General features: G+C 72.8%; 15 protein-coding genes. 9 read left to right on the top strand and 6 right to left on the bottom strand.

Annotated features, from left to right (window positions below; translation table 11 throughout):
- Positions 1-387 precede the first annotated feature (387 nt).
- The gene (locus OG711_RS04430; protein WP_405672718.1) at positions 388-3681 is read right to left on the bottom strand and encodes an AMP-binding protein; all 3294 of its coding nucleotides are present in this window, start codon (positions 3679-3681) and stop codon (positions 388-390) included.
- Positions 3682-4239: 558 nt separating this feature from the next.
- On the opposite strand from OG711_RS04430, the gene OG711_RS04435 reads away from it, so the two are divergent.
- Entirely contained in the window at positions 4240-5307 is a 1068-nt protein-coding gene (locus tag OG711_RS04435) for a polysaccharide deacetylase family protein (protein ID WP_329558452.1), read from the top strand.
- Positions 5308-5370: 63 nt separating this feature from the next.
- Here OG711_RS04435 and OG711_RS04440 read toward each other — a convergent pair whose 3' ends face one another.
- Complete coding sequence (locus OG711_RS04440; RefSeq protein WP_329558453.1) at positions 5371-5937, bottom strand: hypothetical protein; 567 nt, start codon at positions 5935-5937, stop codon at positions 5371-5373.
- A gap of 276 nt (positions 5938-6213) precedes the next feature.
- On the opposite strand from OG711_RS04440, the gene OG711_RS04445 reads away from it, so the two are divergent.
- From OG711_RS04445 to OG711_RS04455, 3 genes are all read left to right on the top strand, one after another.
- A complete protein-coding gene (locus OG711_RS04445) occupies positions 6214-6987 on the top strand; it encodes a hypothetical protein (RefSeq protein WP_329558454.1) in 774 nt (257 codons plus the stop codon).
- Positions 6988-7153: 166 nt separating this feature from the next.
- A complete protein-coding gene (locus OG711_RS04450; RefSeq protein WP_329558455.1) occupies positions 7154-7774 on the top strand; it encodes a TOPRIM nucleotidyl transferase/hydrolase domain-containing protein in 621 nt (206 codons plus the stop codon).
- Between the two features lie 506 nt (positions 7775-8280).
- Positions 8281-9672 (top strand): YVTN family beta-propeller repeat protein, encoded by a 1392-nt coding sequence (locus OG711_RS04455; RefSeq protein WP_329558456.1) that lies wholly within the window; start codon positions 8281-8283, stop codon positions 9670-9672.
- Between the two features lie 137 nt (positions 9673-9809).
- Here the strand turns inward: OG711_RS04455 and OG711_RS04460 are convergent, their stop codons facing one another.
- Positions 9810-10349 carry a TetR family transcriptional regulator gene (locus OG711_RS04460; RefSeq protein WP_329558457.1) on the bottom strand — a complete coding sequence of 180 codons (540 nt, stop codon included), beginning with the start codon at positions 10347-10349 and terminating at the stop codon, positions 9810-9812.
- A gap of 146 nt (positions 10350-10495) precedes the next feature.
- On the opposite strand from OG711_RS04460, the gene OG711_RS04465 reads away from it, so the two are divergent.
- The 3 genes from OG711_RS04465 (at position 10496) to OG711_RS04475 (ending at position 13397) form a co-directional block, all read left to right on the top strand.
- The gene (locus OG711_RS04465; RefSeq protein WP_266505608.1) at positions 10496-10909 is read left to right on the top strand and encodes a PPOX class F420-dependent oxidoreductase; all 414 of its coding nucleotides are present in this window, start codon (positions 10496-10498) and stop codon (positions 10907-10909) included.
- Positions 10910-10937: 28 nt separating this feature from the next.
- Positions 10938-11783: an SDR family NAD(P)-dependent oxidoreductase gene (locus OG711_RS04470; protein WP_329558458.1), complete on the top strand. Its 846-nt coding sequence runs from the start codon at positions 10938-10940 to the stop codon at positions 11781-11783.
- A gap of 291 nt (positions 11784-12074) precedes the next feature.
- Entirely contained in the window at positions 12075-13397 is a 1323-nt protein-coding gene (locus OG711_RS04475; protein WP_329558459.1) for a glycoside hydrolase family 18 protein, read from the top strand.
- 330 nt (positions 13398-13727) lie between these two features.
- Here the strand turns inward: OG711_RS04475 and OG711_RS04480 are convergent, their stop codons facing one another.
- A complete protein-coding gene (locus OG711_RS04480) occupies positions 13728-15152 on the bottom strand; it encodes a dihydrolipoyl dehydrogenase family protein (protein WP_329558460.1) in 1425 nt (474 codons plus the stop codon).
- Positions 15153-15371: 219 nt separating this feature from the next.
- Between OG711_RS04480 and trxA the strand changes: the two genes are divergently transcribed.
- The gene (gene trxA / locus OG711_RS04485; protein ID WP_073787729.1) at positions 15372-15767 is read left to right on the top strand and encodes a thioredoxin; all 396 of its coding nucleotides are present in this window, start codon (positions 15372-15374) and stop codon (positions 15765-15767) included.
- Between the two features lie 231 nt (positions 15768-15998).
- On the opposite strand, the gene OG711_RS04490 is transcribed toward trxA, so the two are convergent.
- On the bottom strand, positions 15999-17435 hold the full coding sequence (locus OG711_RS04490; protein ID WP_266505619.1) for an aldehyde dehydrogenase family protein: 1437 nt from the start codon (positions 17433-17435) through the stop codon (positions 15999-16001).
- Positions 17436-17588: 153 nt separating this feature from the next.
- Positions 17589-18575, bottom strand: coding sequence for a LacI family DNA-binding transcriptional regulator (locus OG711_RS04495; RefSeq protein ID WP_405672726.1), 987 nt, complete (start codon positions 18573-18575; stop codon positions 17589-17591).
- Positions 18576-19108: 533 nt separating this feature from the next.
- Here OG711_RS04495 and OG711_RS04500 point away from each other — a divergent pair.
- Positions 19109-19558, top strand: coding sequence for a type II toxin-antitoxin system PemK/MazF family toxin (locus tag OG711_RS04500; protein WP_073786651.1), 450 nt, complete (start codon positions 19109-19111; stop codon positions 19556-19558).
- Positions 19559-19877: the final 319 nt, after the last annotated feature.

Consider the following 19877-nt stretch of genomic DNA (forward strand, 5'->3'; position numbering starts at 1 on the left):
ACGGCGGGGCGGGGTGCGACAGGGGCGGGCGGCGGCCGTCGGCGAGCGACGGTGCTCGGTGGGCCGGCGCCGGGGCGGGTGACGCGGTCGGGGCGGGGGACGTCGGAGCCGGGGTCGTGGCGGTGGGGGCGGGTGCCGTCGGAGGCAGGTGGTGGTGCCGGAGCAGGTCGGCCGTCGGAGGAGCGACGGTCGGGACGGGTGCCCGCGAGGACGTGTCGACGATCAGGGCGGGCGACGCCCGGAGGGGGACGCCGGTCGAAGCGGGACAGGGGTCAGGACAGGCGATGCCCGGGACAGGACGCCGGTCGAAGCGGGGGACAAGGGTCTGAACAGGCCGATGGTCAGGACAGGGTGGCGGTCAGGACGGGCCGGTGGTCACGGCGGTTGTCAGGAGCCGGCGGCCGTGGTCAGGGCCGCGTGGAAGTCGTCGGCGAGCGCGGTGATGACCGGCTCGTCGAAGGCGAGCGCGTTGTACTGGATCCAGCAGTTCAGCGACCCGTCCGGCTTTTCCACCACGGTCAGTTCGGGGACCCCGAGGTCCCCGCCGGGCAGCGGCCAGGGCACGGTGGTGCCCCGCGGCAGCTCCCACGGTTCGCAGCGCAGGCCGGGCAGATGGGCGTCGGCGGCCCAGCTCTCGTACCGCAGCCAGGCAGGGAACGCCACCACATGCGGTTTGAACTCGGCGTAGGGGTACATCTGGTGGTCGAGCGCGCCGGTGGCGGCCCGTCGGACCCGCTCGGCGAGTTCGGCGAAGCCGGGGCCGCCGGAGCAGTCCACCCGCACCAGCAGGGACTGCACCAGACAGCCGACGGCCTGCTGCGCCTCGGCCCTGGTCCGGCCGGGGACCGGGGTCATGAGCACCAGGTCGGGGCTGTCGGCGCGGGCCGTGAGCAGTCCGCTCCACAGGGCGGCGACGGCCATGAACGGGGTCACACCGAGTGCGCCCGCCCGTTCCCGCAGCCGTCCGGCGGGGCCGGACCCGACGGTGAAGGGGTGCGCGACGGTGTGCACACGGTCGACGGCACGCCGCCCGGGGAAGGGATCGAGCGCGGACGGGGCGCCCGCGAGCGCCGTCGCGAAGTGCCTCCGGCCGCTCCCCCAGCGGTCGTTGGCCCAGCGCACCAGCTCCGGATAGGACAGTCCGGGGTCGGGCAGCCGGGGGGTGCGGCCCCTGCGCAGGGCGTCGTAGGCGAGGCCGAGTTCGCGCAGCAGGACGCCGATCGACCAGCCGTCGGCGACCATATGGTGCACGGCGAGCAGGACGATGTGGTCCTCGGGGCCCCGGGAGACGACGAGCAGCCGGGCCGTCGGGTCGGCCGCCAGGTCGGTGAGGCGGTCCCGTTCGGCGATGAGCAGGGCGTTCACCTCGTCGTCGGTGGCGCCGGGGGCGTCCTTCAGCGTGACGCGGGGGTGGGCCTTCTCGTCCAGCACGGTCCGGACCAGCCCGTGCACGCCGCCGGGCACGGGGACGAACCGTGTCCGCAGGGCGGGGTGGCGTTCCACGAGCGCGGACAGGGCGCGGCCGAGCGCGGGGCGGTCGAGCGGGCCGGTGACACGGAAGAGGGCGGTGACGGCGCCGACATCGCGGCCGTCCTCCTCGGCCATCCAGTCGAGGAAGTTCTCCTGCTGGCTGGTGAGCGGGATCTCGTGGTGCTGGGCCCGCAGGGCGCGCAGATAGGGCGGGAGCTGCGGGTCGGGTGCGCGGTCCACGGGGATGTCCCCGGAAGCGTGGGCGTCCGGGGTGGGTTCCCGGGCCGCCTCCCCGTCCAGCCAGGCGGCCTGGGCCCGCAGGGACGGCCGGCCGAAGACGAGGTCGGCGCCGGTGTCGACGCCGAACCGGTCGGCGACGGCGGTGGCGAGGTGCACGGCGCGGAAGGAGTCGCCGCCGAGGGCGAAGAACTCGTCGGCCGCGTCCCGTACCGGGCGACCCAGCACCTCCTGCCAGATCGCGGCGAGGCGCAGTTCGGTGGTGGTGCCGGGTGGTCGGGCGGCGGCCGGGGCGATGGCGGCGACGGCGCCCACGCCCGCAGGGGCCGCCGCGCCGGTGTCCGTGGCGCCTGCCGCGCTCGTCACACGGTCCCCGTCCGCCGAGTGTTCCCCGTCCGTCGCGAAGAGCGGGCGCAGTCGCCGCTTGACCACCTTGCCGGAGGCGTTGCGCGGCAGGTCGTCGGCGAGCAGAACGCGTACGGGCAGTTCGGCACGGGCGAGCCGGGTGCTGAGGAAGAGCCGGAGTGCGTCGAGGTCCAGACCACTGGCGGCGGGTACCACGACGGCGACCGGTACGGACCCCATGACCGGGTGCGGTACGCCCAGTGCCGCCGCGTCCGCGACGTCCGGGTGCTCGTGCAGCGCGTCCTCGATCCGGAGGGTGGAGACCTTGAGCGCCCCGGACTTGATGACGTCGCTCTCGCGGTCCACCAGGTACAGATAGCCGTCCTCGTCCAGCCGCCCGAGGTCGCCCATCCGTACCCAGCCGTCGCGGAAGACCGTGGCACCGGCGGCCGGGTCACCGGCGTACGAGCGCGGAGGGCCGGGCTGGCGCAGCCAGATCTCGCCCGTCCGGCCGGGCGGTACGGGGGTGCCGTCCGGAGCGAGGACGCGCAGGTCCCCGGGGTCGGTGGGGCGGCCCACCGCACCGGGCGGGGCCTGGCCGACGACGGCGGAGAGCTGCGCGGGAGCCGCTTCGGACGAGGTGTAGACGTTGACGACGGTGGCTTTCGGCAGGGCCTCGGCGAGGGCCCGGGCGACGGGAGCGGGGAGAGCGGCGGCGGAGGAGCTGAGCAGCAGGACGCTGGAGAGGTCGTGCCGGTCGGCCGCACCGGAATTGAGCAGTTCGATCGCCATCGACGGCACGAGGAAGACGGTGCCGACGCGGCGTTCCTCGATGGTCCGGCCGAACTCCTCGGCGTCGAAGCGCGGGAGGACCACGGTGGTGGGTGCGCCGGTGAGGGCGCTGATGAGCATCACCTGACCGGCGTTGGTGCCGATGGGGAAGGAGTGCAGGGCATGGCGCGAGTGGGCGTAGGGCCGGGGGCGGGGGTGGAGCCGCAGGCCCGCCGTGAGGTTGGCGTGGGAGGCGCGTACGCCTTTGGAGTCGCCGGTGGTTCCCGAGGTGCCGACGACCTGCGCGAGGTCGCCGGGGTCGGGACCCGTACGCCTGCGGCCGTGCGGTGAGCCGGAGCCGGTGAGGGCGTCGGGGGCGGGGCCCGTGTCCTCCCGGCGGAGCGGTGAGTCGGCTCCGGCCAGGGTGGCTCCGGCCGCCTCGATCTCGGACAGCGACAGGTCGGCGCCGCCCAGGGCGGCTCCCAGCGGCGGCAGTTCGGCCCCGCGCAGGACCGTCGTGGCACCGCAGATCCCGGCGAGCCGTACGGCCTCCGGTTCGGTGAGGTCGGCGCGGAGCGGCAGCGCCGCCGCCCCGGCGTGGTGGACGGCGAGGTTCGCGACCGCGTAGCCGTCCCATTCCCGGTCGGTGAAGCGCAGGGCGACGAGTTCGCCGGGCCGGACACCCGCGTCCGCCAGCCCCCGGGCGGCCCGGACGGCCCGTTCACGCCAGTTCCCGTAGGTCAGCGAGCCGCCGCCGCGTACCTCGATCGCGACCCGGTCGGGCTGTTTCGCGGCCCGGGCGTCGAGAAGGTCGGGAACGGTCAACGGTGCGGGCTTGGCGTTGATGACGTCCTCCAAGAGCGAACTCCCCGGGAGAATTTGTTCCGGGGATGCGAGGGCACAGGAGATGTTCACGGGCATGGCGCGCGGTTGTTGCCCTTGGATATGGTCTGGACCTTCGGCAGGGCATGCGAACAATAGCGTGCCTGTGTCGTAGTTGTGTCGCAATGATGGAGAGTTCATGGACATCGGTGGGCATCGGGTGCGTTGGCCGAACCTCGCCAGCACCTGAGCACAGCAACAAATCCCCTCGTCAGAGGGGGTGTATCAGCCAACTCCGCAGCAAGCCGGAGCCAGGGATCCTGGATCGCTCCGTCCCACGTCCACCCGCGTCACAGGTCCCCGTCCCACCGGAAAACGGGCTCCCCAACCGGGTTCACCCGCAACGACGTTCCGCGTCCGTCCGCACGTACCGGCAGCTCCGACCCCGCCCGCCGCCGTACCCGCGCCCGTCCATCGGAACGTCCCCCGCCAACCCGCACCACCCGTCGGAACGGACGGGAGCCGAGGCGGACGCGTCCCTCGGTCCCCAGCCCCGTCCTCACCCCACGCCCCCATCCCAAGGAGGAAGAACGCATGCTGTACGCGGGAATCGCCTGGTCAGCCGACGGTTACGACGTGGAGGTCATCGATTCCGACGGGAACCGGGCAACTGCCCCCACCCACTGGGGCGCCGAGCGCACAGCGGAGCTGACCGCCTGGCTCGGAGCGCCCGGCTCGTCGTCCGAACCTCCCCGCGCCGTGGTCGTCGAGAGCACCAACGGCCTCGTGGACGGGCTCTTCACGGCGGCCGGTCTGACGGTCTACCGCGCCGACCCCTGGGTACTTCCCGATCGGCCCGACTTCGGCTCCGTCCCGGCCCTGGCCCTCGCCGAACGGGCCAGGACCGACCTCGCGTCCCTCTCCCCGCTGACGGCGGAGGGCGGCGGCCAGACCGGCCGGGACGACGACTACCACGGCGGCATCCGGCGCAGCGCGGCGATCGAGGAAGAACTCACCAGGGCGGGCCGCTGGTTCCGCCACGGAGCACGCGACCGCCACGAGATCGCCCTGACCTTCGACGACGGCCCCGACCCGGTCCACACCGGTCAGGTGCTCGACATCCTCGCCCGCTACGGCGTGCACGCCACCTTCTTCTGCGTGGGCCTCCATGTGAACGCGCTCCCCGACGAGGTGCGGCGGATCGTGGCCGCGGGGCACAGCCTCGGCAACCACACCTGGTCGCACCCGTTCATGCCGGACCTGAGTCCCCGCCAGTTCCGGCTCCAACTGGAGCGGACCGACGACGCGTTCGACCGCGCGGTGGGCCGGGTGCCGACGGTCTTCCGCCCCCCGTACGGCTCGCGCACCCCGGAGACCCTGGGCGAACTCCTGCCCGGTGGGCCCGCCCTGGCCCTGTGGGACGTCGACTCCTGGGACTGGGCCCGTCCCGGCCCGGAGAAGATCGCCAGTACGGTGCTGGACCACGCCGGTCCGGGCTCCCTGATCCTGATGCACGACGGCGGCGGTGACCGCCGCCAGAGCGTGGCGGCCCTGCCGGCCGTGATCGAGGGGCTGCTGGAGCGGGATCTGCGCTTCGTGGCGGCGGACGCGCTGCTGGCCGGGGCGCGGGCGCGGAGCGCGGTGGCACACCTCGGGGAGTGACACCCGCGGCGACGAAGCCCGCCCGCCGGTCCCCGCCGACCGGCGGCGTGGGGACACCGCCGATCAGGACAGCGAGGCGAGGAGCCCGAGCCCCGGAGCCAGCACACCGGGCTGCCCGAGAGCGCGGAAGTCCGCCTCGACGGCCGCCAGGTCGAGGACTCCGGCGCGCACGGCGTGGTACCGGACGACCGACCAGAGGAAGACGTCGAGGTTGTCGAACTGCGTGCCGGCCTCGATGACTTCCTCCTCGTGGAACCACACCGCGACCCGGCCGCTGGTGAGCACGACGTAGTAGTTGCCTCCCCCGTCGGCGCCGATGGACCACACGTCGCCGTCGGAAAGCTCCGTCCGGTAGTCGGAGCCGAGTATCCGGCAGTCGTTGGCCTCGAAGTCGAAGGCGTACGACCAGCCGTGTATGTCGAGGCGCTGCGGCAGGGTCCCCGCGCGGACCCTGCGGTCGAAGCCGGACAACGCGGTCGCGGCGTCGGGCGGAAGCTTCGCGAGGAACGGTTCGACGGGGCGGGTCGACGCCGGGATACCGACCCGCGCGTCGCCGGGGAACCAGCGCGCCAGCTCGCTGTCCAGATCCCGATCCACGTATCCGGCCAGCCGGTCAACGGTGAGAGGCATGCGGTGAGGCTAGACCGAGGGGTCCTGCGGTGCCAAAAGGGGTCGGGGCGGGGGGCCTTGGCCCTGCGGCAGACCTGCCGCGGATCCCGGCTGGCGCCCGGGGTACGGGAAGCGGTGCCGTGGGACCAGGAGGTCCGAAGCCCGGCACGGATGTCCGCAACGGTGCCCGTGTGAGACGCCTGCGGGCAGTGTCCGTACCGGTCTTGCGCCGATCCGTCCGAGCGGATCCTCGCCGGAACCGACTCGCCTCATGCCCAAGTACACGAAGGAGCAGAGGTGGCGTTCACCATGAGACTCACCCTCGACAACGACTGGACGGTGACGGTGACGGTGACGGGCGATCCTCTGCGGATCAGCCCACGTTTCGACTTCCGGGACTTCCGTGTGCGCGTCGCGCCGTACGCGAACGTCGAGGAACGCGGACAGTTCCTTCTGGACACCTTCGGCAGTCAGCCGTGGTTGTGGGACACGCCGGACGAGCTCCGGTTCGATCAGGCGGGCCGGGAACTGATCGGCGCCGAGTTCCAGATCGCCGGTGAGGCCGCCGATGCCGAGGACTCCGCCCGCGTCCCCCTCACGCCCCTCGTCCGCCCGGGCGGGCTCCGCGCGGACGAGGCCCGGGACTTCCGCCTGGACGTGACCACAGAACTCTGCCGTTCCCCCGGGGATGCCGTGCTCACCGGCCTGCGCGACCTCGATGTTCTCGACGAGCCGCTGGAGGCCCGGATCGGCATCGCACCCGGCTTGGCGCTCCTGGTCCAGCACAACACCGTGGTCGGATGGAGCCTCACCGACCCCGTGCGGTACCTGACCACCGGCTTCGCCGCCCCGGACCCGGCTCCGCCGCTCCCGGTGACCCGAGTCCTGTTCACCACGTGCATGGACCTCGTCACCTCACCGCTGCTCGACCACGTGCGGGACCGCGAACCGGCCGCCCTGACCCGGCTCCGGGCACTCGACCGCGCCCTGCGCGACCAGCGCGAGGACCGGCACCGCGCCGACGCCCTGCTCGGCCTGATCGCCACCTACGTCGAGGACTACGCAACGTGAAGGTGAACCGGCCGGGACGACGGACACACCGGCCTGGCCCGGCTCCGGGGTGTTCATGGGCTTCGCCTGTCGCCCGATGAATCGTCGGAGGCCGGAGTTAACCACCGCTCGGCGTGCCCGAGGAAATTCGCTGTCGCGGTGGCCGGAAAGGGCAGAGGATCGCACCATGACAGACATGGGGGCGTTCCGGGACGCGGTCACCGCGTGGGCGGCCGACGGCGGGGGCGGCGACCGTGCGAGCGAGCTCGGCGCGCGGCTGCCCGTGCGGACGGTCGTCCTGCTGGAGGGCTTGAGCGACGCGGCGGCCGTCAACGCGCTGGCCGCGCGCCGCGGGCGGGATCTGGCGGCCGAAGGAGTCTGCGTCCTGTCGATGGGCGGTGCGACGAACGTCGGGCGCTTCGCCGGTCTCCTCGGGCCGTCCGGCCTCGGCCTTGACCTCACGGGGCTGTGCGACGAGGCGGAACGCCCGTACTACGACCGCGGTCTGGAGCGGGCCGGAGCGGCACAGCGGGAGTTCTTCGTCTGTGCGGCGGATCTGGAGGACGAACTGATCCGCGCGCTGGGTGTGCCACGGGTGGAGGAACTGGTCCGTGAGGAGGGCGACCTGCGCGCTTGGCGGACCTTCCTGCGGCAGCCGGCACAACGGGGTCGCGCCCCGCAGCAGCAGTTGCGGCGCTTCCTCGGCACGAAGAAGGGACGCAAGATCCGCTACGGCCACGTCCTCGTCGAGGGCCTCGGCCCCGACCGCACCCCCGCCCCGCTCGACCGCCTGCTCACCAGCCTCTGACCAGCGGTCGGGCAGCCTCTGACCACAATCGGTCGGCAGTATCCGACCACAACCGGTCGGCGGCCTCTGAACACCGGTCGACGCCGATCGTCCTCCCGGCCTCGCCAAGAGCACCGTCCACCCCGCCGCACGGGCCGGGCGGACCCGACCACCGCGGCTCGCCCACACACATCAGACGGCTGATGGCGCACGGCACCAAGGTCGGTACGGATGTTGACGATTTGGCCCCGGCGCGCGGCATGGCGGTGCCATGCTGAGCGCGCTGACGCGGGGCCTTGCGCCGCATCGGCTGTCGGGCATCATCAGACCGTCGCGGACCCGTCCCAGGGCGCTGATCAGGTCGCGGCCGTGTGGCCCGCGTCCTGGCCGTCGGCCCCACGGTCCGGTCCGTGGCTGTCGGCCGCCCCGCCACGGTTTCCCGAGGGGCCGGCCGGTCCCCGCCGTCGCGGCGCGGACCAGGGAAGGGGAACACCATCCTCATGTCTTCACGCTCCGCGTTACGCCCGGTGCCACGTGTCGGGTCGCGCCGCCGGTCGACCGCGTTGTTGGCCACCGGTGCGCTGCTCTGCTCCGGGTTCGTCGCGGTGGCAGTTCCGGCCGCGACCGCCGCCCCGGCGGTCGCGGGCGCACCGGCGGCGTACATCGCCAACAGCGAGTCGGACAACGTGTCGGTCGTGGACACGGCCACCGATACGGTGACCTCGACCGTAGCCGTCGGTGACAGACCGTCCGGAGTGGCGGTGACCCCCGACGGCGGCAGGGCCTACGTCGCCAACCGCGGCTCCGGTTCGGTGTCGGTGATCGACACCGCCACCGGCGCGGTCACCGCGACCGTCGCCGTCGGCGACGGACCGTTCGGCGTGGCCGCCGCTCCCGACGGCGACAGTGTCTACGTCACCAACTTCCAGTCCGACTCGGTCTCGGTGATCGGCACCGCGACGAACACCGTCACCGCGACCGTGCCCGTCGGAGCGCAGCCGAACAGCGTCGCGGTCGCTCCGGGCGGAGACCGCTTCTACGTCAGCAGCGCCTCCGCGGTCTCGGTGATCGACACCGCCACCCAGACCCTCATCGGCACGGTCCCCGTCTCCAGGCCCAACGGCCTGACGGTGACCCCCGACGGCGCCCGGCTCCACGTCAGCTCGCAGAACGCGGGCGTGGTCACCGTGATCGACACCGCCACCCGCACCGTCACCGGAACCGTCCCCGTCGGGAACAGCCCCTTCGGCGCCGCGGGGTCCCCGGACGGGTCCCGCGTCTATGTGACCAACATCGGTGGCAACAGCACGTCGGTCATCGACACCGTCACCGGCACGGTCGTGGACACCGTCGGTGTCGGCTCCACCCCGATCGGCGTCGCGGTGACCCCTGACGGCGGCGAGGTCTACGTCGCCGACAGCAACAGCGGCACCGCCTCGGTGATCGACACGGCCACCAACACCGTCACCGCCACCGTGCCCGTCGGCAGCGGTCCGTACGCCGTGGCGTTCGCCCCGGCACCCACGTCCTCCTCGGACATCGACGTCGATGTCACCGCGCGGCCGAACCTGGGCATCCTGGTCCCCTATCTCACCTACACCGTGACCGCCCGCGCGCTGGGCCCGGACGCGGTCACCACGGGTACCGTCACCGCCACCCTGCCGCCCGGTGCCACCGCCACCAGCCTGTCCCCCGGCTGCACCACCGCGACCGGCACCGTCACCTGCTCGTACGGCACCATCGCGACGGGAGCCGCGGCGAGCAAGACGTTCCGCGTCCCCCTGCACCTGCTGTCCCTCGGCACCGTGAAGGTCACCGGCACCCGGACCGCCTCCTCACCCACCGACCCCAACCCGGCCAACGACCGCGCCACCGCGACCTGCACCGTCGTCTCCATCCTCCTGGCCACCTGCGCCTGACCGTCCCGGCCCCGGCGGGCAGCCGAAACCCGCTGGGGCACCATCCGGGGAGCATGGCCGGCCGCCATCCCCCGCCCGGGCAGGCAGCGGGACTGCCGACTGCCCGGTCAAGGGGCGACGGTACGGCGCCCGTCCGCTCAGGCGGGGCGGAGGCCCTTGGTCAGTGACTCGACCACCATGTCGGCTCCCTGGGCGTTCGTCAGCTCCGGCATCTCGTGCGCGGCCATGGCGGTGAGCTGGACGAGCAGCGAGCGGGCCCAGCGGTCGGGAAGTCCGGGGCGGATGACACCTTCGCGCACCGCGCGGTCGATGAAGCCGTCGAGCCGCTCCATCAGCCGGCGGAGACGATCGGCCCCCGCCTCGTCCCGCACCTGCCGCACGTCCACCGGCAACCGTCTGCTGACGGCGATGATGCCTTCCGCATAGCGGTGCAGGGCGACCAGCACGGGCGCCTCGGTCAGCCGCGCCTCGGTGACGACCTGCTCGCAGGCATCGAGCTTGGCGGTATGGACCGCGGCCAGGAGCTCCTCGCGCGTGGTGAAGCGGCGGTAGACGGTACGCCGGTCGACCCCCGCCGCCACCGCGATCGCCGCGATGCTCGCGCCGGGGTCGGCCGCCAGCAGGCGCGCGCCGGTCCGGAGGACCGCGTCCAGGTTGCGTTCCGCGTCAGCTCTCATCGTGACCCGGAGTCTACGCGGAACAGCAGATGAGCCATCAACGATCCCAAAACTGTTGCGCATCCTCGATCAAATGTCCCATAGTTGTGGCACTTGATTCATTCGACGTGTCGTTCGCAGCGTCCGCACTCAGTCAGGAGTCACGCGTGAGCCCGGTCCGCCTGTCCGTGAAACTCAAGGAGGCCCTCGATGCCCGGATCTTCGTCACTGTGGCGACCCTGCGGCCCGACGGGAGTCCGCACCAGTCGGTGGTCTGGATCGGGAGGGAGGACGACGAGCTCTTCTTCGTGACCGGTGTCGACAAGCTCAAAGTCCGCCATCTGCGGCACGATCCACGGCTGGGCGTCATGGTGAACCCGCCGGACGAGCCGTACGGATACGCGTCGATCAGCGGCACAGCCCGGCTCGAAGGCCCGGGCAGCGGCGAGCGCATGGACCGACTGGCCGTCAAGTACACGGGCGTGACCTGGGCCGAGCACAACGCGGAATCCCACGCGGCCCTCCCGGAACTGGTGACCGTCCTCATCACTCCCGAGAAGATCGCGGCACGGTTCCTGTGAGCCGGGGGCACGAGCGAGGAGTACCGCGGTGAAGACCTACGTCATCACCGGCGGCACGGACGGCATCGGCGGGGCCATCGCCCGCACCTACCTGGACAGGGGACAGGAGGTGGTGGTGGTCGGACGCGACACGGCGAAGGGCGAGGCATGGCTGGAGACCGCGCGACGACGCGACGCGGCCTCCCGGGCGCACTTCCTCCGCGCCGACCTGAGCCTGCTGTCCGAGACCGGAGCCCTGCTCGACACGCTCCGTGCGTCCTTCACGAAGGTCGATGCCCTGGTGCTGTGCGCCCGGCACTTCCGTACCACCCGCCTGGTCACCGCCGAGGGATTCGAGAACACCTTCGCCCACTTCTATCTGAGCCGATTCGTCCTGAGCCACGGGCTGACCGGCCTCCTCGACTCCGCCGACGCCCCGGTCATCGTCAATGTCGCGGGACCCGGCGGCGAAGGGAAGATCCACTGGAACGACCTCCAGCTCACCCGGGACTACGACGGGCACACAGCCCTCACACAGGGCGGGCGGCTCAACGACCTGCTCGGCGTCTCCTACGCGGACCGCCGGCCAGGGACGAAAGTGCGGTACGTCCTGTTCCACCCGGGAACGGTCAGCACCGGATTCTCCGGGGAGTACACCCCGGACACCCAGGCCCGGATCGCCGACATCCGCCGAACCGCCCAACCGGTGGAGGAAGCCGTGCTCCCGATCATCCGCGTGCTCGACAGCCCACCCGACACCGCACTCAGCGCCTTCGTCCGGGACACCCCCCTCCTCCCCCAAGGCCCCGCATTCTCGGTCGAGCAGGCCCGCCGACTGCGTCTGCGTACCGAGGGGATACTGGCGGACCACGCCACAGCCATGAAGAGCGACTGACACGGCCCACCGTGCGGGCGGCTTGAGCGGCGGTCAGCCCTGCCGGTACGCCTCCAGCAGCAGCCGTGAATGGTCAGCCGGACCTGGTGGGACAGGCACCTCCGTGTGGTGAGGCCGGCGGCATTCCGCAGTACGCGCTGTGCGGCCTGAGTCGCTGACGCTTCATCAATTCCCAAGAGAGCCGGGCCACTTCGCGTGGTCCGGCCTCTTGTGTGCACCCCCTGGCATGGGCTAGATCTCTTCTCGCGATTGGTACAGACCATCTGACCCCACTCAGACAAGGCCACCAGTATGTTCAGACGCATCTCCGCGTTCCTGGCGACGGCTCTGCTCGCCTCGCTCGTCGCGGTCCCCTCGACCGCTCACGCCGATGACGACGACAGCCGCCGGCTGCCCGGCCACCGCGTGGCCTACTTCACCGGGTGGAGCGTCTACAGCGGCTTCTCCGCCAAGAAGGTCCAGGACTCGGGCCAGGCGGCGAAGCTGACCGTGATCAACTACGCCTTCGGCAACATCTCCCCCGAGGGCACCTGCTTCGCGGACAACCTGGCCGACCAGGCCGACGCCTGGGCCGACTACCAGCGCCCGATCGGCGCGGCCGACTCGGTGGACGGCGTCGCCGACACCTGGGACCAGCCGCTGAAAGGCAGCTTCAACCAGCTGCGGAAGCTGAAGGCGAAGAATCCCCACCTGAAGGCCGTCATCTCGATCGGCGGCTGGGGCTGGTCCAAGTACTTCTCGGACGTGGCCGCAACCGACGCCGCGCGCAAGAAGTTCGTGGCCTCCTGCGTCGACCTCTACATCAAGGGCAACCTGCCGCAGCTGGGCTCGCTGGAGGGCGGCCCGGGCAGCGGCGCGGGCGTCTTCGACGGCATCGACCTCGACTGGGAGCACCCGGGCGGCGACGGTCTGCCGGACAACTCGGTGCGTCCCGAGGACGGCCGCAACTTCACTCTGCTGCTGGCCGAGTTCCGGCGGCAGCTGGACGCGCTGGGCGGCGGCGGGCGGGGGCGCCACCTGCTGACGGCGGCCGTCGCCGCCAACACCGACGTGGCGGACCGGCTGGAGCTGCGGAAGGTCGCCCGCCAGGTGGACTACCTGAACCTGATGACCTACACGATGCACGGCTCCTGGGAGCCGCAGGGCCCGACCAACCACCAGGCGAACCTCTACACCGACCCGGCCGACCCCTCCGGCGTCGACCACAGCTACAGCGCGGACCGGGTGGTGCGGCACTACCTGGCCGGCGGCCTGCCGGCCCGCAAGGCGGTGCTCGGGGTGCCGTCCTGGGGCTACGGCTGGACGGGAGTACCCGCCGGGGCGAAGAACGGCCTCTACCAGCCCGCCACCGGCATGTCCCCGCGCGGCGGCGGCCAGCTGCCCTACAAAGCCGTCAAGGACCTGCCGGGCACCGTGCACACCGACCGCGAGCACGGCGCGGCCTGGAAGTACGACGGCACCGAGTTCTGGACGTACGACACCCCGGCCACCGCCGCCCAGAAGGCCCGCTACACCCAGCGGAACGGTCTCGGCGGCGTGATGGTCTGGTCCCTGGACGGGGATGACGCCCAGGGTTCGCTGATCACCGCGCTGGACCGCGGTCTGCGGCACTGACCCGCGGTCGCGACCCGGTGGCGGGCGGGGCGACCCGGCCGCCACCGGACGCGGCGGCCGAATACACAGACTCCCCACGGTCGCGGCGCTGGACGGCGCGCAGCTCCATCTGCGCGCCCCATGCCTCCATGGTGAGGCGGTTCTCGTCACACCAGAACCGCCTCGGAGCACACAAGCAGGGTCCGGTGACATTCCGGTACTCCGCCGCCGACTGCCGGCGATGACGCATTTCACGCAGCGACGCGGTGCGACCGTCACGGACGCCTCGGTCGATCGGTCGCACCCCTGCCGCACCACTCTCACCATCAGGTGTGGCTTCGACGGCGGTTCCTAACCCCGATACGCCTCCAGCAGCCGCAGCCACACCTCGCTGATCGTCGGATACGACGGGACCGCGTGCCAGAGGCGGTCGACCGGGACCTCCGCCGCGACGGCGATCGTGGCCGAGTGGATCAGTTCGCCGACGCCGGGGCCGACGAAGGTGACGCCCAGGACGATCTCGCGGTCGAGGTCGACCACCATGCGGGCGCGGCCGCGGTAGCCGTCGACGTAGAGGGACGCTCCCGCCACCGCCGCGATGTCGTGGTCGACGGCGCGTACGCGGTGGCCGGCGGCCTCCGCTTCGGCGAGGCTCAGGCCGACGGCCGCGGCCTCCGGGTCGGTGAAGACGACCTGGGGCACCGCCGCGTGGTCGGCGGTCGCCGCGTGGGCGCCCCAGCGGTCCGTCTCCAGGAGCGGTACGCCCTGGGCGCGGGCGGTGATCGCCGCCGCCGCGATCCGGGCCTGGTACTTGCCCTGGTGGGTGAGGAGCGCGCGGTGGTTGACGTCCCCGACGGCGTACAGCCAGGGGTGGCCCTCGACCCGCAGACTGTCGTCCACGGACAGCCAGCCACCGGGTTCCAGCCCGACCGTGCCGAGCCCGATGTCCTCGGTGCGCGGTGCCCGTCCGGTGGCGACGAGGATCTCGTCCGCCTCGATCCGTTCGCCGTTGTCGAGTTCGACCGTCACGGTCGGACCGTCGCGGCGCACCGAGGCGACCGAGGTGCCCGTACGGACATCGGCGCCCGCCGCACGCAGCGAGTCCGCGACCAGTTCGCCGACGAAGGGCTCCATCCGGGGCAGCAGCCCGTCGCCGCGGACCAGCAGGGTGACCTGGGAGCCGAGGCCCTGCCAGGCGGTCGCCATCTCGACGCCGACGACACCCCCGCCGACGACCACGAGCCGTCCGGGGGCGTGATCGGCGCTGGTCGCCTCGCGGCTCGTCCAGGGCCGGGCGTCGGCGAGCCCGGGCAGCGGAGGGACGATCGCGCGGCTGCCGGTGCACACCGCGACCGCGTGCCGCGCGGTGAGCGTACGGGTGACCCCGTCGGGGTCCGTCACCGTGACCCGGCGGGGTCCGTCGAGGCGGCCCTGGCCGCGGTAGAGGTCGGCGCCCGTCGAATCCACCCAGGCGACCTGGCCGTCGTCCTTCCAGTGGGACGTCATGTCGTCGCGGTGCGCCAGGACCGCGGCGGTGTCCAGCGGCCCGCCCACGGCGCCGTTCAGGCCCGGGGTGCGGCGGGCGTCCGCACGGGCGATCACCGGCCGCAGCAGTGCCTTGCTGGGCATGCACGCCCAGTACGAGCACTCGCCGCCGACCAGTTCGCTCTCCACCACCGCCGTGCTCAGCCCCGCCGCACGGGTCCGGTCGGCGACGTTCTCCCCCACCGGGCCCGCGCCCAGCACCACCACGTCGTACTCGGTCGTTTCCGTCATGGGGCCAGTCTGGCCTCAGGTGTGGTCCGAAGCCACACGGGTACGCGGCCGATGGGCCGCCCCGGGGACACCGGCCGCCCGGTCACCGCGAGGGACCGGGTGACCGCCCGGAGCGACCATGACATCGGAATACGCCGGGGGCCGTCACCGTTGTGCCGAGCGGTGCCTACGGCCCCGTACCGTCACCCCGGCCCCCGTACCAGGAAGAAGGCAGTGGACATGACCAGCACCATGGAATTGACCAAGGAGAACTTCGACCAGACCGTCTCCGAGAACTCGTTCGTGGTGATCGATTTCTGGGCGGAGTGGTGCGGGCCCTGCCGTCAGTTCGCACCGGTCTACGAGAAGACCGCCGAGGCCAACCCGGACCTGGTGTTCGCCAAGGTCGACACGGAGGCGCAGCCGGAGCTGGCGCAGGCCTTCGAGATCCAGTCGATCCCCACGCTGATGATCGTGCGTGACCAGGTCGCGGTGTTCGCACAGCCCGGCGCGCTGCCGGAGGCGGTGTTCACGGACGTGCTCCGTCAGGCGCGGGAGCTGGACATGGACGAGGTCCGCAAGTCCATCGCGGAGGAGAAGCAGGGCGAGAAGCAGGGCGGGGAGCAGTCGGTCTGATCCACGCGCGTCCACGGCCGGTGTCCGACGGACACCGGCCGTACGCATGCCCTGTCCGGGACCGGGGAGGCGGAGCGGTGCCCGGGCGGCGGATCAGGGGCGGCACCCGGTTCCGCCCGGACGGGTGACACCTGGCCGTGCCCCGCTCCGGAGCGGGCGGCGCCCGTCCGGGGCGCGCCCTCGATCGCACATGATCACCAACCGGTCAGATCACACATGCTCACCCCCCGGTCAGAACGGGTACCCCGGTACCGCACCGCGGACCGTCGTCCAGCGCAGCTCGGTGAAGGCGTCCGCGTTGGCGTCGCCGCCGAACCTGGCCCCGTTCCCCGACGCGCCGGTCCCGCCGAAGGGCGCCACCGCCTCGTCGCCGATCGTCTGGTCGTTGATGTGGGCGACCCCGCTCGGGACCCGTTCGGCGAACGCGAGACCCCGTGCGGTGTCCCGGGTGACCACGCCGAGGGACAGCCCGTACTCGCTCGCGGACGCGAGCGCCGCGGCCTCCTCCCAGCTGCCGAAGGCCCGGACCGGCGCCACCGGACCGAAGACCTCGGCGGCGTACGCGGGGGTGCCGTCGTCCACGCCCGCGAGCACCGTGGGGCGGTAGAACAGGTCCTCGTACGTGCCGCCCGCCACGAGTTTCGCCCCGGCCGCGGTACTGGCCGTGACGAGTTCGTGGACCTTGTCGCGCTGACGCCGGTCGATGAGCGGGCCGAGATGGACCGGCGCGCGGAAGGGGTCCCCCACCGTCAGCGACTCGGCCTTGGCCGCGAGCCGTTCCACATACTCCCCGTACAGGGAGGTGTGCACGAGGTGACGGCCGGTCGTCATGCATATCTGGCCCTGGTGGAAGAACGAGCCCCAGGCCGCCGCGGAGATCACGGCGTCCAGGTCGGCGTCCTCCAGGACCACCAGCGCGGAGTTCCCGCCCAGTTCGAGGTGGGCCCGCTTGAGCAGCCGTCCGGCGCTCTCCCCGACCTCGCGGCCGGCGGCGGTGGACCCGGTGAACGAGATGACGGGGGTGCGGGGATCGGCGACCAGCGCGCGGCCGGTGTCCGGGCCGCCGGGCAGGACGTGCAGCAGGTCGTCGGGGAGTCCGGCGGCGGCGAGGACTGCGGCGAGCGCGAGTCCGCCGCAGACGGCAGTGCGCGCGTCGGGCTTGAGGACGACGGCGTTGCCCAGGGCGAGGGCGGGCGCGACGGAGCGGATGGACAGGATCAGCGGCGCGTTGAACGGCGCGACGACCCCGACCACGCCGACGGGCACCCGGCGGCTGTACGAGAGCCGGTCGCTCCCGGTGGCGAGGACCTGGCCGGTGGGTCGGGAGGCCAGGGCGGCGGCCTCGTAGCACTCCTGCGCGGCGACGCGCAGCTCGAAGTCGGCCATGCCCGGTACGGCGCCGGCCTCCCGGACGAGCCAGTCCCGCAGCTCGTCGGTGTGGGCGGCGAACAGATCGCCCGCGCGGCGCAGGACGGCGGCCCGCCGGGTGTGGGGCGCCGCGGCCCAGCCGGGCTGTGCGGCGAGGGCCCGTGCCGTGGCGCCGGGCACGTCCCCGGGTGCGGCGAGCCGGAGTGTGGCCAGTGGGGCGCCGGTGGCCGGTTCGACGACCTGGTGGTCCGGACCGGTCAGGCGCGGGGACCGGGAGGCGAGCGGGTCGAGCGGGGTCATGTGTGTGTCGCTTCCGTCTCTTCGGTTCGGGGTGGACGCCCCGTCCCGGGTGGCGGGGCGGGGCGCGGGGGCGGCCGGACGGCGTTCGGCCGTCCGGCCGCCTCCGGTCACCGCGTCAGGACGGGGTGGCCACCGGGTGGAACGGGGGCGGGGTCATCCGCTCTCGCGCTCCACCAGTTCCGCGCCGAGCAACTGCCGCGCGGGCGGTTCGGCGCTGGGGTCGCTGACCATCCGGTCGACCAGCTCGGCCAGTTCCTGGCCCGAGGGCAGTTCGACGCGCACCGTGCTGAGCCGGGGCCGCAGCAGCCGTCCCAGCATCAGATCGTCGGCACCCACCATCCCGGTGCCGTCGGGGACGGCGATGCCCTCGTCCTGGAGGGCCCGCATCAGCAGCATCGCGTACTCGTCGTTGTACGCGAAGACGCCGTCCAGTCCGAGGGAGCGCCAGCGTGCGGCGAGCCGCGCCGCCGCGCCCTCGTCGTAGGGGAGCGCCACCTCCACCACCTGGGCAGCGGTTCCCTCCGCACTCTCACGGACACCGTCGGCACGTGGCCGTGAGAAGGCTTCGAGGCCGGGCTCCTGGGGGATGATCACACCGATCCGGCGGCGGCCCCGGGCCAGCAGATGGGCGCCCGCGGCGCGGCCCACCGAGCGCTGGTCCATCAGCAGCGCGTGCGCGCCGTCGACCTGGTAGGGGCCGAAGGTGATGACGGCTCGCGCGCCGGAGCGTTTGAGCAGGGCGACGCCCTGCGGGCCCAGATCGTGGGCGCCGGGGGCGAGGACGGCGACGGGCCGCAGTTCGGCCCAGGCGCGGGCCGCCTCCTCACCGGTCAGTCCGACCCGGCCGTACTGGACGACCGTGTAGTCCAACCGGCTGAGGGACCACTGGAGTTCACTGAGGAAGCGGTTGTAGAGCGGTCCGACGGAGACCGCCGGGGTGGGCATGAGGACCATCCGGCTGTGCCCGGCGCGCAGACTGCGGGCCGCGGCGTGCGGGACGTAGCCGAGTTCCTTGGCGGCTTCATGGACGCGCCGCCGGGTGGGTTCGCTGATCCGCACGGCGTTGGTGTTGTTGAGGACATAGGAGACGGTGGCCCGGGAGACGCCCGCGAGGCGTGCCACATCGGCGCTGGTGGGCACTGCGCGGGTCAGGGGCCGTGGAGACGAACGGGACTGCGGGACGACCTGGTCGGATGAGGACCTGGTGACATTGACGGACCTCGTCGGAGGGGAGTCCTGGCGGGAGGCAAGCGCACGCCGTGGAACGGGCTCCCGTGCGGCGGACTGTTCGGGTACACGCACTAAGGGCTGCTCGGGTATCTGCACCATGACGCTCCGCATCCTTCCATGGGTCCGAGCGATGATTTCGGCCTACCCGGAACCAGCCAACTGCCCCTGCCCCCAAGGCATTCGGTGCATGACACACGCTCCGGTCCGCTCGCCGGGCGAGGGACACCGTCCCGCGCACGAGGACCCCAGCTCACATGCGCGAGGACGCCCGTCGTGCGCACGAGGGCACCGTTCCCGTGTGCGAGGACCCGGCCCGCGCGAGGAGCGCCGTACGCCGCACACCACCGCACCGCCACCCGGCCGGTGCCCCCGAAGCGGCACGCCCGCCCATGAGCCCGGCGCCCGGCGGACCCCGGGCGCCGCCAAGCCCTACCGTGGCCCTCATGACCGCTCATCACGAGGACCCCGCGGCCCCGGGCCGCTCCGGCCCGCACGCCACCGCCGACGCCGCGCCCGACTCCGTGCGCCGGGTCCGTACCGAGTACGCGCCCGACCACGACGGCGACCCGGACCCCGGGGAGATTGTGTGGACCTGGGTGCCGTACGAGGAGAACGACGGACGGGGCAAGGACCGTCCGGTGCTGGTCGTCGCCCGGGAGGCGGGCGGCACCCTGCTGGCCGTACCGCTGTCGAGCAGACGTCATGACCGGGACCGGGAGTGGGTGCCGATCGGCAGCGGGCCGTGGGACCGGGAGGGCCGGGACTCCTGGGCGGGTCTCGACCGGGTGCTGAGGGTCCACGAGGACGGGATGCGCCGTGAGGCGTGCGCGCTGGACCCGACACTTTTCGGCCAGGTGGCCGCACGGCTGCGGGAGCGCTACGGCTGGTCCTGAGCGGCCCGCGGCGCCCGCCGGTGCCCTGACCGGGGCCCGATGGCGTCGGCGCGGGAGTTCCTCCCCGCGGCGGCGCCCGCGGTCGCGCGCTCCCGCGCGCTCACCCATGCTGGTGCTCGGTTCCCGCACCGGGGTCGCGCCCCGGCCGCAGGTTCATGGTGGACGGTCCGTGCACATATGTCCCGGGCACCATTGCCGCGGCCGAGGTGCGCTCTTGTGCGGGCGGCCTTGAGCGTCTTGGGTGGGACGAGTACCGCCGAACCGGGCCATCCCCGGCCCGGTCGGCCCATGGTTCTCCACCCGAGGATCTGGAGGGTCC

The sequence above is a fragment of the Streptomyces uncialis genome (assembly GCF_036250755.1).
GTDB lineage: Bacteria > Actinomycetota > Actinomycetes > Streptomycetales > Streptomycetaceae > Streptomyces > Streptomyces uncialis.

Excerpts from the sequence above, each read along its gene's own strand:
- OG711_RS04435 (WP_329558452.1), top strand. The coding sequence starts at position 4,240 with ATGCTGTACGCGGGAATCGCCTGGTCAGCCGACGGTTACGACGTGGAG.
- OG711_RS04440 (WP_329558453.1), bottom strand. The coding sequence starts at position 5,937 with ATGCCTCTCACCGTTGACCGGCTGGCCGGATACGTGGATCGGGATCTG.
- OG711_RS04450 (WP_329558455.1), top strand. The coding sequence starts at position 7,154 with ATGACAGACATGGGGGCGTTCCGGGACGCGGTCACCGCGTGGGCGGCC.
- OG711_RS04460 (WP_329558457.1), bottom strand. The coding sequence starts at position 10,349 with ATGAGAGCTGACGCGGAACGCAACCTGGACGCGGTCCTCCGGACCGGC.
- OG711_RS04475 (WP_329558459.1), top strand. The coding sequence starts at position 12,075 with ATGTTCAGACGCATCTCCGCGTTCCTGGCGACGGCTCTGCTCGCCTCG.
- OG711_RS04480 (WP_329558460.1), bottom strand. The coding sequence starts at position 15,152 with ATGACGGAAACGACCGAGTACGACGTGGTGGTGCTGGGCGCGGGCCCG.
- trxA (WP_073787729.1), top strand. The coding sequence starts at position 15,372 with ATGACCAGCACCATGGAATTGACCAAGGAGAACTTCGACCAGACCGTC.
- OG711_RS04490 (WP_266505619.1), bottom strand. The coding sequence starts at position 17,435 with ATGACCCCGCTCGACCCGCTCGCCTCCCGGTCCCCGCGCCTGACCGGT.
- OG711_RS04500 (WP_073786651.1), top strand. The coding sequence starts at position 19,109 with ATGACCGCTCATCACGAGGACCCCGCGGCCCCGGGCCGCTCCGGCCCG.